Below are 13,847 nucleotides of genomic sequence, written 5' to 3' on the forward strand. Positions count from 1 at the left end.
GCAACCATGAGCTACTTGAGCGACAACTACGTCGAAGAAACCCGCTTCGGTTTCTGGTTCCTGCGCAGCCACACCTGGCAGCACCATGTGTTGCGCGTGGCGATCAACGACCTGCGCAGCCTGTTCAGCACCCCGCTGCCGAGCAACCCGGTACTGCTGGATGCCGGCTGCGGCCAGGGCAAATCATTCCAGTACCTGCGCCAGGTGTTCGCGCCACACCACCTGATCGGCGTGGATGCCGACCCCCACAGCCTGGACCTGAGCCGGGAGGAGGCCGCGCGCCAGGGCATGACCGTGGAGCTGATCGGCAGCGACTGCGCGACATTGGCAGTGCCGGATGCCAGCGTCGACCTGCTGTTCTGCCACCAGACCTTCCATCACCTGGTGGAGCAGGAAAAAGCCCTCGCCGAGTTCTACCGCGTACTCAAGCCTGGTGGTTACCTGATGTTCGCCGAATCCACCGAGGCCTACATCGATACCTGGGTGATCCGCTGGCTGTTCCGCCATCCCATGCACGTGCAGAAAAGTGCCGCGCAGTACCTGGAGATGATCCGTGGGCAGGGTTTCCAGTTCGAAGCCCGCAACGTGTCCTATCCGTACCTGTGGTGGAGCCGCGCCAAGGACTTCGGCTTGCTGGAGCGTTTTGGCCTGCGCCGGGCCAAACCGTTCGGCGAGCGAGAGGAAACCCTGGTCAATGTGGTGGCGCGCAAGCCCGTCGAAGGGGCCATCGGATGATTCGAGCCCTGCTTATCGGCTGCCTGTTGCTGCTCAGTGCCTGCGCCAGCCATGCGCCGCTGCCCGAGCGCACGCCAACCCTGGCCTTGCCGATGCAACTGCACATCGAGCGGACCCTGGTCGGCCAACGCCAGGACTGGTTGCTGGTGATCCAGCGCGAAGACACCGGCATCCGTTGGTCGATGATGGACCCGCTGGGCATTCCCGTGGCCCGCCAGCGCCTGGTCGCAGGTCAGTGGCAGGCCGACGGTCTGCTGCCGCCCAATGCCGAGGCCCGGGAGTTGTTCGCCGCGCTGTTGTTCGCCCTGACCCCCGAAGCCGAACTGCCGGACAACTACCCGGCCGCCCGGCAACAGGCGTCGCAACGGACCCTCGATAGTCGCTGGCAGGTGCGCTACACGCAGCCGCTGGATTTTGAGATGAGCCTGCCCCAGGGCCCCCGCTACCGCATCACACCGTTGACCGAGAACGCCCCATGACCGCCTATTTGAATGCCCTCGGGGTGATCTGTGCCCTGGGCCGCGACAAGCCCAGCGTCGCGCGCAACCTGTTTGCCGGCGACTGCTCGGGCGTGCGTATCAAGGACGGCTGGGTCGCCGAACGTGCGTTGCCGGTTGCCGCGGTGCCGGGTGAACTCGCCCCCATCCCCCCAACCCTGTTGGCGCACCGCAGCCGCAACAATCAACTGCTGTTGGAAGCCGGGCTGCAGATTCGCGCCGAGATCGACCAGGCCATCCAGGCCTACGGTCGCGCCCGCATCGGCATCGTGTTGGGCACCAGCACTTCGGGGATCGACGAGGCCAGCCAGGGCATTGCCCATTACCTGCGCGAGCAACACTTCCCCGACGGCTACGACTACCAGCAACAGGAACTCAGCGCGCCGGCCAACTTTCTTTCCGACTGGCTCGGCCTGAGCGGCCCGTCCTACGTGATTTCCACGGCCTGCACCTCCAGCGCCCGCGCCTTGATGAGCGCCCGGCGCCTGCTGGACCTGGGCCTGTGCGATGCCGTGCTGTGCGGTGGCGTGGACAGCCTGTGCAAACTGACCCTCAACGGTTTTTCGGCCCTGGAAGCGGTGTCGAACGAACGCTGCAATCCGTTTTCGGTGAACCGCAGCGGCATCAACATTGGCGAAGCAGCCGTGCTGTTTCTCATGAGCAAGACGCCAGGCGACGGGACACCGATTGCCTTGCTCGGCGACGGCGCCAGTTCCGATGCCCACCATATTTCCGCCCCTGAACCCAGTGGTCGCGGCGCCCGCCAGGCCATGGAAAAAGCCCTGCGTTGCGCCGGCCTCGAGGCCAGCCAGATCGACTACCTGAACCTGCATGGCACCGCCACGCAGCACAATGACGCCATGGAAAGCCAGGCGGTGGCCGGGCTGTTTCCGGCGGGCGTGCCCTGCTCGTCCACCAAGCCCATGACCGGCCATACCCTCGGCGCGGCAGGGGCGCTGGAAGCGGCGTTCTGCTGGTTGGCCCTGAGCTCGGAGAATACCGTCCTGGCCCTGCCGCCGCATGTCTGGGACGGCCAGGCCGATCCGGCCCTGCCGGCGCTGAACTGGGTCACCGCCGGCACCCACCTGAGCCCGGCCACCCCGCGCTGCCTGATGAGCAATTCATTTGCATTCGGTGGCAACAACGTCAGCCTGATTATCGGAGACGCCCCATGATTGACTGGCCGCTCGCCGAACTGCTGCCTCATGCCGGCGACATGATTCTCATCGACCGGATCCTGTCGTTCGATGACGAACAGATCCATACCCACGCCACCGTCAAGCCCGGCGGCTTGTTCAGCCGCGACGATGGCACGCTGCCGGCCTGGGTCGGCATCGAGCTGATGGCGCAAAGCGTCGCGGCCTTTGCCGGTTGCCATGCACGCCAACGGGGTGATGCCGTGGCCCTGGGCTTTTTGCTCGGCACCCGCAAGTTCGAATGCAATGTCGAGTGTTTTCCCGTCGGCGTCGAGCTGACCATCCACGGCGTGCGCTCCCTGGAAGACGACAACGGCATGGGCGTGTTCGAATGCCACATCCACGCCCCCGGCATCCATGCCACGGCCCGGCTCAACGTATTCCGTCCGCCCCAGGCCGCCCATTACCTTCATGAACCATCCGCAACAGGAAACCCGTCATGACTGAATCCGTACTGGTCACCGGCTCCAGCCGTGGCATCGGCCGCGCCATCGCCCTGCGCCTGGCCCAGGCCGGGCACGACATCGTGCTGCACTGCCGTAGCGGCCGCGCCGAGGCCGAGACGGTCCAGGCGCAAATCCAGGCCCTGGGCCGCAACGCCCGGGTGCTGCAATTCGACGTGGCCGACCGTGCCGCGTGCAAGGCCATTCTCGAAGCCGATGTCGAAACCCACGGTGCCTATTACGGTGTGGTGCTCAACGCCGGCCTGACCCGTGATGGTGCCTTCCCAGCCCTTAGCGAAGACGACTGGGATGTGGTGATGCGCACTAACCTCGACGGTTTCTATAACGTGCTGCACCCGGTGATGATGCCGATGATCCGTCGTCGCGCCGCCGGAAGGATCGTCTGCATCACCTCGGTTTCGGGGCTGATCGGCAATCGCGGCCAGGTCAACTACAGTGCGTCGAAGGCTGGTTTGATCGGCGCGGCCAAGGCGTTGGCAATCGAGTTGGGCAAGCGCAAGATCACCGTCAATTGCGTCGCGCCCGGGCTGATCGATACCGCCATGCTCGATGAAAACGTCCCGGTGGAGGAACTGATGAAAATGATCCCCGCCCAGCGCATGGGCACCCCGGAAGAAGTGGCGGGTGCGGTAAATTTCCTGATGTCGGCCGAAGCCGGCTACATCACCCGGCAGGTCCTGGCCGTCAATGGAGGCTTGTGCTGATGAAGCGCGTCGTCGTTACCGGCATGGCCGGCATCACCTCCATCGGCAGCGACTGGGACACCATCGCCGCCAACTTCGCCGCCAACCGCAGCGGCATCCGGCGCATGGATGAGTGGGACCGTTTCACCGAACTGAACACCCGCCTGGCCGGTCCCATCGACGACTTCCAGGTCCCGGCCCACTGGACCCGCAAGCAACTGCGCAGCATGGGCCGGGTTTCGCGCCTGGCGGTCGCGTCGGCGGAACAGGCCCTGGCCGACGCCGGCCTGCTGGGCGACGAGTCGATCACAGACGGGCGCATGGGCGTGTCTTGCGGTTCGTCCACCGGCAGCACCGACGAGATCAAGGCCTTTGGCAACATGCTGCTCAACAGCGTGGCCGAAGGGCTGAACGCCAACTCCTACGTGCGGATGATGCCCCACACCACGGCGGCCAATATCAGCATCTTCTTCGGCCTGACCGGGCGCCTGATCCCCACCTCCAGCGCCTGCACCAGCGGCAGCCATGGCATCGGCTATGCCTACGAGGCCATCAAGTTCGGGCGCCTGCCATTGATGCTCGCCGGTGGCGCCGAAGAGTTGTGCCCGACCGAAGCGATGGTGTTCGATGCGCTCTACGCCACCAGCCTGAAAAACGAAGCACCGCAAACCAGCCCGCGCCCCTACGACAAGGACCGCGATGGCCTGGTGATCGGCGAAGGCGCCGGCATGCTGGTGCTCGAAGAACTGGAACATGCCCTGGCACGCGGTGCGCGGATCCATGCCGAAATTGTCGGCTTTGGCAGCAACGCCGACGGCCAGCATGCCACCCGCCCAGAACTGGTCACCATGCGCCGAGCCATGGAACTGGCCCTGGAAGACGCAGGCCTCAGTCCCTCAGCCATTGGCTACGTCAACGGCCACGGCACCGCCACCGAACAGGGCGACATTGCCGAAACCCTGGCCACCAGCAGCCTGTTTGGCGAACACATGCCCATCAGCTCACAGAAGAGTTTCCTGGGCCATACCCTGGGTGCCTGCGGGGCGCTGGAGTCTTGGTTCAGCATCGAAATGATGAACCGCGACCTCTACGTGCACACCTTCAACCTCGATGAGGTTGATCCCCAATGCGGCAAGCTCGATTACCTGCGTAACGAGTTCAGGTCGATGAGCAACGAATACGTGATGAACAACAACTTCGCCTTTGGTGGGGTCAACACCTCGCTGATTTTCCGCCGCTGGCACTGAATCGGATTCAAAACCCTGTTGCCCCTCGTCAAGGAGACCACGATGTCGTTGAAGAAAATCGCTGTGACCACCGCCCTCTTGCTCAGCACCCTGCCAAGCCTCAGCCAGGCCCGTGATACCGCGCTGTTCCTGCCGTTCGACAAAGTCGTGGCCGAAGCCATCCGCACCGGCAAGATCGACGGCAGCGTGAAGTTCTACCTGGCCGGCAATAAACCGGCCGGCAACGTCACCGTCGTCAGCCCGGGTGCCGTGACCAACAAGAAAACCAACGCGTTCAACAAGTCCGATGAAGTCGCCTGCGAATGGGTGCTGCAATCGGCCCTGATCAGCCTGCACCAAGCCGCCAAGAACGCCGGCGCCAACGCCGTCACCAACATTGTCAGCTTCTACAAGAGCAACGAACGCAAGGACCCGACCACCTATGAATGCCACGCCGGCGCGATCATGGCGGGCGTTGCGTTGAAGGGAGATTTGGCGAAGGTGCAATAAGCCCGGAACGGCTGTGGCACCGATCCACCGCAATCGCGAGCAAGCTCGCTCCCACAGTGGATCTATGCTGTACGCTCATTGGATGTTCTCCTTCACCTCACCCGAGCGCAAGTAATGAACATCCGCCAGTTTGAGAGCGGGCAAAAAGTCTTCTGCCATCGGCACGCCTTCACGCACGATGATCAGAAAACGTCTCTGAAGCGTATTGATGATCTCGTCGCCATTGCTCAAACGGCTGCCGACCAGGGCGATATGACTGTTGGCTGCCCCCGCGGCGGTTACGATCCGCGCGGTACTGCCATCGGCATACACAACCTGGTCACCTTTCCGCGCGGCTCGTACTTTCCAGCCATTATCCAAGGTGAACGTCAACGACGATGACACTTGCTGGACCGTTGCGCCGTTACGGGTCTGGCTGCCCTCGGTGGCCACTCGGTAAATAGCGATTGGGGGATGAGCTTTGACGAATGCTTTTTGTCGATTGATAAATGTGATGACTTTTTCGTCAACACCATCGAGTTGCTGTTGCGCCAAGTACAGATCGTCCAAATGACGGAGATAGTCACAGGAGACTTCGTTGGTGTAGGGGGCGTACAAAGATGAGTGCATTTCCAAGGCCTTATTCACGGGCTTCAGGCGGGTCCCCTTTCCGCCGGGAAAGAGCACTGAGCCAGACAATTCGGAATGATGAATAAAACGTTGCAACACAGGCGAATCGCAACCCCAACATCGTGGGCATCTGGAGCGAATAGGAAACATCGCAACTAGAAACGTGACTTTTCCTACAGCCAACAGAAGTCCTGTGCAAGTTCCGCCCTGCTTTTTTTCACCTGCAACTGCTCTGCCGGGGCTCAATCGGAACAATTGCCGTTTGTCGGAACTGTCAACTTCGACAGTATCGATGACATGCGGAAAACCACAAGCTCTAAACGCCTTAAAAACACCTTAGAAGTTAACGCTCGATAAACAGTTCGCCGTTACTTATGAGCTGCACGGCGTAGCTCATGAAATTAACTCGGCTCCCAAAATGGACAAGAAAATGATGGACACAATAGCCTGGTCGGGCGCCATCGCCTTATCTTCTCGACACCAGGCCACATCGCCTTCTGTAGAACAAAATATCGTTGTAGGGGGGGCATCGTTCACACGGGCCTACGTGTACGTGAACGGCATCCGCATGCACTATCTTATAAGCGGTGATGGCGCAAACCCTGTGTTGCTGGTGCATGGGTTCCCGGGAAGCTGGCGCAATTGGACGGTATTGATGGGGCCATTGGTGCGTGCCGGTTATACGCCTATCGTTCCTGATTATCGCGGTGCTGGGGAAACCGATATTTCAGAAAGCGGCTATGATAAAAAAAATATGGCGCATGACCTGCACGAGCTGGTCACCCACCTGAATATCAAACAGGTTGATATTGTCGGCCATGACATGGGCTTAATGATTGCCTATGCCTACGGAGCCCTTTATCCCGATGAAACCAAACGTATTATCCTGATGGACGGATTCATTCCTGGCATCCCAGGGTGGGAAACGGCTTATAACGGAGACCCGCAAGCCCGCATTGCCAGCAAGTGGCATTTCCGCTTCTTTGGCAAGACAGCTCTCAGCATGATCCAAGGTCAGGAAAAAACTTACCTGGACATGTTTTTTGACGACTTTGTATTCCCCGGCAACGACACAATGCCGGACGAGGTGCGTGTGGCTTTGGTGAAAGATTATTCCCAGCCCGGACGCATGGAGGCAGCCTTCAAGCTTTATTCAGCCTGGATAGAGCATGATGTGGGTGATAATCAAGCATACGCCAACAATAAACTGACAGTGCCTGTGCTCACTATCGGCGGGGACCATTCGAGAGGAAGTACCCTGGCCGAGCAAGTCAAATGTATCACCACGCAACCGTACTCTTTTATATTGCACAACACCGGACATTGGGTACTGGAAGAAAGAACACAGGCAACCTGCGAGGCGATCCTGGTATTTCTGCGTGATAAAACATGACCGTTAGCATGCCCCGTCAAGGCGCATCGCGAACAGTCTCGCTGCCACATCGATTATGTATCCACAACACCGGTACACCGCCTGTCGCCGCTCCATGCGGTATCTATATACCGCCCCCTCTTCGCGCACCTTCAATAGGTTGTTCCTTCCGAAAAACTTTCAGGAAGAGAACATGCTGGAGAACACCCCCTTACAAACCGCTAGCGCCCTGCTGATACACCAACTCAATGCCTCGCAGCAGCAGATGATCCGTCTGAACGATGCCGTTCCGCGCGCCTCGGAAGTGGCTGCGCGGCACTTGGATGATGGGTTCAGGCAAGCCTTCCCCACGCTGGTGAACAAGCTGGCCGTCAAAGAAATACGCGTGTGCCGACTGCAAGATGAAGCCGTCCCCCCAACTGAACGCGCAGCCAACGAGCCGGCGTTTAAAAAGGTGGCGCAAACAGTCCCCCTCGACACGCTCTTCTGGCGTGCGGTGGCAGGAAAGATCAATGCCCACGAGTTCTTCGACGATTTGGGCAATATAGACATCGTCACCGAGCTGAACAGCGTCACGGAGATGCCGGCAGCCCTGAATAGCCGTGACGCCAAGCAAGCAATCAAGCAACTGATAAGCGTCACCCCAACGTCGTATGAACAAATGCTGGCGCGGGCACTGGACAACTTCTGGGACACCCCGCCCGACGTTAGCCAGGACCGCAGCGTCAGCCAATGGCTGGCCGATGAATTCGGTAGGCAACTCAAGGCACAGGCCGATCTCCACCAACTGGATGGAACCCTGAGCCCGCCACTGCACAAGGCGCTGACGGAACATGCACTGTCGGCACCGGACGCAACGTCTCGCGCCAGGCTGGCGGAGCGTGACCGGCCCGGGGTCTACAGCCTCAGTATCACCCCCGAAGGATGGGGGTTCAGCGTGCCGGTGTCAGGCGCTGTTGCACTGACCCGACATGACAATACCGACTACCCGGCAAGCGCGGTGCTGTACAGCTTGGGCAAGCCGCTGGAAGTGTACGCGGACCTGACGGCGCTGAAGGCCAGCCTGGAGGCCGACGATAACGTTCAGTATGACGTGACAATCGCCCCCATCGCCGGGGACTTCCTTGCCTACCTGGTTATGGATCTGCGAGCGGCGCAAAAAACCGCCGTGAGCGACGTATTGCTGAACGGGCCGGGAGATGATGAGGAAATCAGCGCCTGGATCGCCAGGCTGGATATCGCGGCGAACCTCAAGGACCAGCTGGACCTGGCGGGCGCCATGGACGAGCGCGCGCTACGGCTCTACCAGAAAAAACTGGACGACTGGCTGCACGCCAACCCGAACGTGATCGGCAGCGACCGCGTGGCCTGGTGGAACGCGCTGCAGGACCTGCAGATAACCCTGGCGGATACCCCACCCCCGCCAGATCCCGTGATGCTGGCGTCCCCTGACGCCCTCCAGGACCGGACCCGCACGTTGCTCGCCGGCTTCATCAAGGACAAATACGCCCCGGTCGATCCTGACCAGGTATCCCTGTGCATCCGCAAGCAGACCATCGACTCGCACGCGCCCACGGGCGAGTCACCGTTCGGGTCCGGGGTGTCGCTAGGCAGTGCGAAGGCGATATTCGACGATTGCCGTTCCATGACGCAGTGGGCAATGTCCAACCTGACACCGGACGAACGCAACGCTTCCCACCACACCGAAGAGGGGCCGCTCAGCTTTGCGCAGATCGTGGAGATCATTGAAAGGGCAAATGTGGGTGCCCGTATCCCGCCCGCGTTGCTGCTTGCGGCCCGGGAGCGCCAGGCACAATGGATGGCTCTGAAAGCCAAACAAATGCGGGCGCAGGCGTGGGCCGCGCATATATCGGGAGACTTTACACACGATAAGGACAACACCGGCCTGAACCTGGTGCTGGCGGCGTTGGACAGCGCAATGCCTGAGGCGCGCCGCAAGGTCAACGGGCACGAGGTGGTGGTGCGGCAGATCCAGTGGGGCGACAGTGTGCTGAAAGAGCTGCTGGCCTTTGGCGTCAGGAAACTATCCAGCCGGCCTTCATTGACGCTGTACACGCCGGGTGCGCCGGACGGAAAAGTGTTCAGGGACATCCACGCAGGAAGCGAAAGGGAGCTGGAAGCGGTCCTGGTCAAGACACTCATCAGCACGCTGGAAATGACCCGCTGGCTGATTTCCCAACTGCCGCTGATGGAACAAGCCGATCAGCTTGCCAGCCTGGTGCCGGCCGCGGAAAACCTGACGCTCAACGAGAAGATAAAGAAAGTCACGCAGTCCACCTTCTCATGGATCAAGCATCGGGTTCAGGATGATTTCGCCTTGAAGGTCGCCTCCCCCGTGGTCAAAGGCGACCTGCTCAAAGCACTGCACGAAACGCAGATCAGCCACGCGCTCAAGACGGCTGACGCACTGATGGTAACGAACGCCGAGCGCGACAGCGCAGCGGCCCAGGAAGGGCGCAGGAATGGCGTCACCTTGCTGGCGGGTGCGATGGCCATGTTCTACGCGGGCCGCCTGGGCGGGGTACTGGGCCGTGCGATCCTGCCGACAATGGCCGGGGGCGCCGCGGTGTCGGCCATAAAAGACGAGGGTGGCAGCTTCAGCCAGTGGGCCAGTGATTTCATCAGCGGGCTGGGTGAGGTCGTGGCAGAGGCCGGGCAGGACCTGATCATGGCGCGCGCGGCACGACGCCGGGACAAGACCCGCCCGGAGCTGTCTTCCCTGCCCCGTATGCCCGACCCCGAGCTAGGCCCTTTTCTCCTGAAAGGTTTTGACAGCAAAGGGCTCGTCCCCGAGGGTCGCAACCTGTACAGGGACGCGTCCGGCCAAGCCTATTTGAAGATGGGGCATGACTACTGCAAAACCGCGATCCAGGAAAGCCTGCGGATTATCTACGCGCCCAACAATCGTACCCATCAACGGACGGTGACGTGGAAAAACGGTCGCTGGCACATCGAAGAACCGCAACGCCTGCTCGGTGGCGGAGTCCTGCATAGTCTGTTCAGTCGGGCCCCGGAAACTGCGCAACAGAAAACCTATAACGCCTTGGTGGAGGGCATCCTGGTCGACCATCACTGGCCTTCTCGACAGGTGGTGAATACGGTAAAGAAGGTCATCCACTCGATGCCCGAGGAGCTGGCCGAACGCACCTTGCGCGAGAGCATGAATGACATCGACGCGCCCGATATAGACACTTACCTTTCACGAATCAACCAGATCAACAAGGGCCTCCACGGCCTCGGGCAACATAAGAAGCCCCACGAAAGCCTGCTGTACAAATTCAACGTATGGCAGGCCGTCGACTACTGCACCCGAGACATCGACTCCCAGGTAAAGGGGATCCAGCTGACGGCCGCGCAAAAAATAAAAGTTTTCGACATGACCCTGCCACTCAAGAAGGAGCTTTTCGACAACGAAGGCAACTTCAAGATGATGATGTCCTCCTTGCCAGACAACCTCACCGGCGCATTATTCATCACCATCGTCCCCGAACAGGGAAAGAAGAAAGCCGCCATGACCAAGATACAGGACGATATTCATGAGGTGGTCAAAGTCGCGGAAAAGCGCGTCTGGGAGGACCTGGGCGTCCGGTTTTCAGGAGAAGGTCCCGAGGTAGAGGCTGCCAGGGAGGACTATAAAACGAACCCTGCAAACTTCGCGGAGTACAAAAAGAAAAAGCTCGGCGCGTTCCGGGACGAGATGAAAAAAAGACACAAACCCGGGCTCCTGACGGAAATCCGCAACAACAAGATTCCTTACGTCATCGCCAACAAGGGCAAGTCGCAGCGCAAGACGTTACTGGTCACCGGAGAGGACATTACCAACTTCGCAAAAAATCTCTCGAACTACGACGCGTTTGATATCGAGGTCGTGACCCAAGTCCCGACGAAGAAGGTCACTGGCACATCACCTACCACCAGCACTTCACCAGTACTGGGGGAAGCATCCACCGCAATAGACAAGTTTACGGTGACTCTCAGCACGCTGGCTGAAACACAGATGTCCTATGACAACTTTCCCGAAGCGGCCCGAGCCAAGATCAACGAAATCATGGATGACATTCGAGCCGGCAGGGCCACGACAAAACGAATCAACAAATATTACTGGTACGACATGGCCCAGCTATCCCCCGGTGGCGGCAGAAGCGCATGGCGCGCCGCGTTCGAACGCAAGGGCGATACCTGGATACTCCAGGGTTTTTATGATTACCACGCCAATAAACCTGCGACGGTCTGGTAAGGCCAAGTGAAAAAATAAAGGATCGAGGTGAGTACCGCCTGCCACGGCAAGCGCCGCCGCGCACGGACAATTCCAATTGGCGAGGATTCTCCGGGTGTGCGGCACCCGCCGTGGCAGCGATCTTCTAGCGGCTTCACTTGCGACTGAAAAACCAAATAGAGAAAGCGGAGCACGTAAATTCGGAAACTTCCCACAACAAGGTGTTGAACTTCGGGCTAGGGTCACTCCTTCAGCACCTATTGGGACAGGTCCAAATGAATGAAATGACAAAAAAAGCAGTCATCGTTTTCAGCGGCGGCCAGGATTCGACTACCTGCCTGATTCACGCCTTACCCCGGTACGACGAAGTTCATTGCATCACGTTCGACTACGGCCAGCGCCATCGTCAAGAAATCGAAGTGGCGCAACAACTCTGCAAGGCCCTTGGCGTGACCGTTCATAAAATACTGGACACCACCCTGCTCAACGAACTGGCCATCAGCAGCCTCACCCGCGACAACATTCCAGTGCCCGCGGCCAACAGCGATGGAGATGGCCTGCCCAGCACCTTCGTGCCTGGGCGCAACATTCTGTTTTTGACCCTGGCGTCTATCTATGCGTATCAGGTGGGTGCAAAAACTCTTATCACCGGTGTGTGTGAAACCGACTTCTCGGGCTATCCGGACTGCCGCGATGCGTTCGTGAAGGCGCTGAACAACGCCATTGAACTGGGCATGGACTATCCCTTGCGCATCGAGACGCCCTTGATGTGGCTGAACAAAGCCCAAACCTGGGCGCTGGCTGATTATCACGGGTGGTTGGAGTTCATCGATCAACAGACACTGACATGCTACAACGGCATCAAGGGCAGAGGCTGCGGTGACTGCGCCGCCTGTCATCTGCGCGCAAAGGGCCTGAGCCACTACCTTGAAAACCGGGTGGAGATCATGAACAGCCTGAAGACAAAACTGGATTTATAGGCACAACGCTCGAAGGGTAATGGGCTATGAGGCAATAGCCCATTGAACTCTTATGCAGGCTGGGCACCGGTTACATACTTCCTAAACAACGCCCTGGCGCCATAGGCGGGTAGTACATTAAAAACAGCAAAACACATTTTTCACCTAAGGCAATCGATACACCCGTGGCGAGGGAGCTTGCTCCCGCTGGGCCGGGAAGCGGCCCCAAAACCTGCCAAATGCGGAGCATCAGACACACCGCACCCGCCGGTTTACGACTGCTTCGCAGCCGAGCGGGAGCAAGCTCCCTCGCCACAGGTCCATCACTTTTCTCATGACCAGCATTAGCCTTGCGGCGCCCCTTCACATATAGGCAAGTTTTTTATTCATCACGCCGACCTGTGGGTGTCTATATTTTCAGTCAACAACTCCACAAACCCCTTCGCCATCGGCGAACGCTGGTCCTTGCGCTGCACCAGCCACACCGCTGACACCGCCGCCGGATCGAGCAGCGGCCGGTAGACCACGCCATCGATTCGCATGCGTTGGTAAGACGCTGGCAAGACCGAAACGCCCAGGCCTGCCGCCACCAGGCCGATGATGGTCATGGCTTCGCCGGCTTCCTGGGCGAAGTGCGGGCTGAAGCCGGCGTCGCGGGCCAGGTTCAGGAGTTGCGCGTACAGGCCGCTGCCGTAGCTGCGCGGGAAGAACACGAACGGTTCCTGGGCCAACGCCGAGAGAAACAGGCCTTCTTCGTTGCCCTGGGCCAGCGGATGTTTGGCGCTGAGCACGGCCACCAGCGGTTCGCGGCTGAGTTCGATTTCCCTCAAGGCGTCGGGCAGTGGCAACGGACGCATGATGCCCACCTCGATTACCTCGTCCACCAGCGCATCGGCCACTTGGGTGCTGCTCATTTCCCGCAGGTTCAGGTGCACCGCGGGAAAGCGCTGGCGGAACGAGAAGATCGCTTGGGGAATGGTGGAGTTGAACGGTGCCGAAGAGGTGAAGCCGATTTTCAGTTCTCCCAGTTCCCCCAGTTGGGCACGACGGGCTACGTCGGCGGCCTTATCGACCTGGACCAAAACCCGTCGCGCCTCCTCGAGAAACAGTCGACCGGCCTCGCTCAGCTCGACCCGACGATTGGTACGCTCGAACAACCGCGCCCCGATCTCCTGTTCCAGGGCCTGGATCTGCTGGCTCAAGGGCGGTTGGGAGATACCCAGGGCCAAGGCGGCGCGGCCGAAATGCAGTTCTTCGGCAACGGCGATGAAGTAACGCAGGTGGCGCAATTCCATGGGCAATCCAATAGGTCGTAAAACGTCTTAAACAGGTCGAACAATATATTGGATAGAAACGTTA

12 protein-coding genes and 1 pseudogene are annotated in these 13,847 nt (G+C 59.8%); 10 read left to right on the forward strand and 3 right to left on the reverse strand.

From position 1 onward, the window contains the following. The first annotated feature begins 6 nt into the window (after positions 1-6). Genes TK06_RS18620 through TK06_RS18650 form a run of 7 tightly spaced genes read left to right on the forward strand, consistent with a single transcriptional unit; the run spans position 7 to position 5,311 of the window. Complete coding sequence (locus TK06_RS18620; protein WP_063323275.1) at positions 7-735, forward strand: class I SAM-dependent methyltransferase; 729 nt, start codon at positions 7-9, stop codon at positions 733-735. Continuing rightward, complete coding sequence (locus TK06_RS18625) at positions 732-1,214, forward strand: DUF3261 domain-containing protein (RefSeq protein WP_063323276.1); 483 nt, start codon at positions 732-734, stop codon at positions 1,212-1,214. Before TK06_RS18620 ends, TK06_RS18625 begins: the two co-directional genes overlap by 4 nt. Beyond that, positions 1,211-2,407 carry a beta-ketoacyl-[acyl-carrier-protein] synthase family protein gene (locus TK06_RS18630; protein WP_063323277.1) on the forward strand — a complete coding sequence of 399 codons (1,197 nt, stop codon included), beginning with the start codon at positions 1,211-1,213 and terminating at the stop codon, positions 2,405-2,407. Before TK06_RS18625 ends, TK06_RS18630 begins: the two co-directional genes overlap by 4 nt. Then, positions 2,404-2,871 (forward strand): hotdog family protein, encoded by a 468-nt coding sequence (locus tag TK06_RS18635; protein WP_063323278.1) that lies wholly within the window; start codon positions 2,404-2,406, stop codon positions 2,869-2,871. The genes TK06_RS18630 and TK06_RS18635 overlap by 4 nt, the downstream gene beginning before the upstream one ends. Then, positions 2,868-3,596, forward strand: coding sequence for a 3-oxoacyl-ACP reductase FabG (gene fabG, locus TK06_RS18640; protein ID WP_003197011.1), 729 nt, complete (start codon positions 2,868-2,870; stop codon positions 3,594-3,596). The genes TK06_RS18635 and fabG overlap by 4 nt, the downstream gene beginning before the upstream one ends. Further along, a complete protein-coding gene (locus TK06_RS18645) occupies positions 3,596-4,822 on the forward strand; it encodes a beta-ketoacyl-ACP synthase (protein WP_063323279.1) in 1,227 nt (408 codons plus the stop codon). Before fabG ends, TK06_RS18645 begins: the two co-directional genes overlap by 1 nt. A gap of 42 nt (positions 4,823-4,864) precedes the next feature. Continuing rightward, a complete protein-coding gene (locus tag TK06_RS18650; RefSeq protein WP_063323280.1) occupies positions 4,865-5,311 on the forward strand; it encodes a hypothetical protein in 447 nt (148 codons plus the stop codon). Positions 5,312-5,386: 75 nt separating this feature from the next. Here TK06_RS18650 and TK06_RS18655 read toward each other — a convergent pair whose 3' ends face one another. Then, positions 5,387-6,019 carry a PAAR domain-containing protein gene (locus tag TK06_RS18655; RefSeq protein ID WP_238992555.1) on the reverse strand — a complete coding sequence of 211 codons (633 nt, stop codon included), beginning with the start codon at positions 6,017-6,019 and terminating at the stop codon, positions 5,387-5,389. A gap of 334 nt (positions 6,020-6,353) precedes the next feature. On the opposite strand from TK06_RS18655, the gene TK06_RS18660 reads away from it, so the two are divergent. From TK06_RS18660 to queC, 3 genes are all read left to right on the forward strand, one after another. Beyond that, complete coding sequence (locus tag TK06_RS18660; RefSeq protein WP_063325180.1) at positions 6,354-7,313, forward strand: alpha/beta fold hydrolase; 960 nt, start codon at positions 6,354-6,356, stop codon at positions 7,311-7,313. Positions 7,314-7,485: 172 nt separating this feature from the next. After that, positions 7,486-11,550, forward strand: a complete 4,065-nt coding sequence (locus TK06_RS18665) for a dermonecrotic toxin domain-containing protein (RefSeq protein ID WP_063323282.1) — start codon at positions 7,486-7,488, stop codon at positions 11,548-11,550. Between the two features lie 263 nt (positions 11,551-11,813). Beyond that, a complete protein-coding gene (gene queC / locus TK06_RS18670) occupies positions 11,814-12,509 on the forward strand; it encodes a 7-cyano-7-deazaguanine synthase QueC (RefSeq protein ID WP_063323283.1) in 696 nt (231 codons plus the stop codon). Between the two features lie 50 nt (positions 12,510-12,559). Here queC and TK06_RS33565 read toward each other — a convergent pair. Further along, positions 12,560-12,649 (reverse strand): annotated as a pseudogene (locus tag TK06_RS33565) (queuosine precursor transporter); the annotation flags it as partial. A gap of 228 nt (positions 12,650-12,877) precedes the next feature. Then, positions 12,878-13,783 carry a LysR family transcriptional regulator gene (locus tag TK06_RS18675; protein ID WP_063323284.1) on the reverse strand — a complete coding sequence of 302 codons (906 nt, stop codon included), beginning with the start codon at positions 13,781-13,783 and terminating at the stop codon, positions 12,878-12,880. Positions 13,784-13,847: the final 64 nt, after the last annotated feature.

Origin of the sequence: Pseudomonas fluorescens (assembly GCF_001623525.1) — a bacterium.
GTDB lineage: Bacteria > Pseudomonadota > Gammaproteobacteria > Pseudomonadales > Pseudomonadaceae > Aquipseudomonas > Aquipseudomonas fluorescens_Q.

Bases quoted from the DNA above. Each gene is read 5' to 3' on its own strand.
- TK06_RS18650 (WP_063323280.1), top strand. From the start codon at position 4,865: ATGTCGTTGAAGAAAATCGCTGTGACCACCGCCCTCTTGCTCAGCACC.
- TK06_RS18645 (WP_063323279.1), top strand. From the start codon at position 3,596: ATGAAGCGCGTCGTCGTTACCGGCATGGCCGGCATCACCTCCATCGGC.
- TK06_RS18625 (WP_063323276.1), top strand. From the start codon at position 732: ATGATTCGAGCCCTGCTTATCGGCTGCCTGTTGCTGCTCAGTGCCTGC.
- TK06_RS18665 (WP_063323282.1), top strand. From the start codon at position 7,486: ATGCTGGAGAACACCCCCTTACAAACCGCTAGCGCCCTGCTGATACAC.
- TK06_RS18620 (WP_063323275.1), top strand. From the start codon at position 7: ATGAGCTACTTGAGCGACAACTACGTCGAAGAAACCCGCTTCGGTTTC.
- TK06_RS18635 (WP_063323278.1), top strand. From the start codon at position 2,404: ATGATTGACTGGCCGCTCGCCGAACTGCTGCCTCATGCCGGCGACATG.
- fabG (WP_003197011.1), top strand. From the start codon at position 2,868: ATGACTGAATCCGTACTGGTCACCGGCTCCAGCCGTGGCATCGGCCGC.
- TK06_RS18660 (WP_063325180.1), top strand. From the start codon at position 6,354: ATGGACACAATAGCCTGGTCGGGCGCCATCGCCTTATCTTCTCGACAC.
- queC (WP_063323283.1), top strand. From the start codon at position 11,814: ATGACAAAAAAAGCAGTCATCGTTTTCAGCGGCGGCCAGGATTCGACT.
- TK06_RS18630 (WP_063323277.1), top strand. From the start codon at position 1,211: ATGACCGCCTATTTGAATGCCCTCGGGGTGATCTGTGCCCTGGGCCGC.
- TK06_RS18675 (WP_063323284.1), bottom strand. From the start codon at position 13,783: ATGGAATTGCGCCACCTGCGTTACTTCATCGCCGTTGCCGAAGAACTG.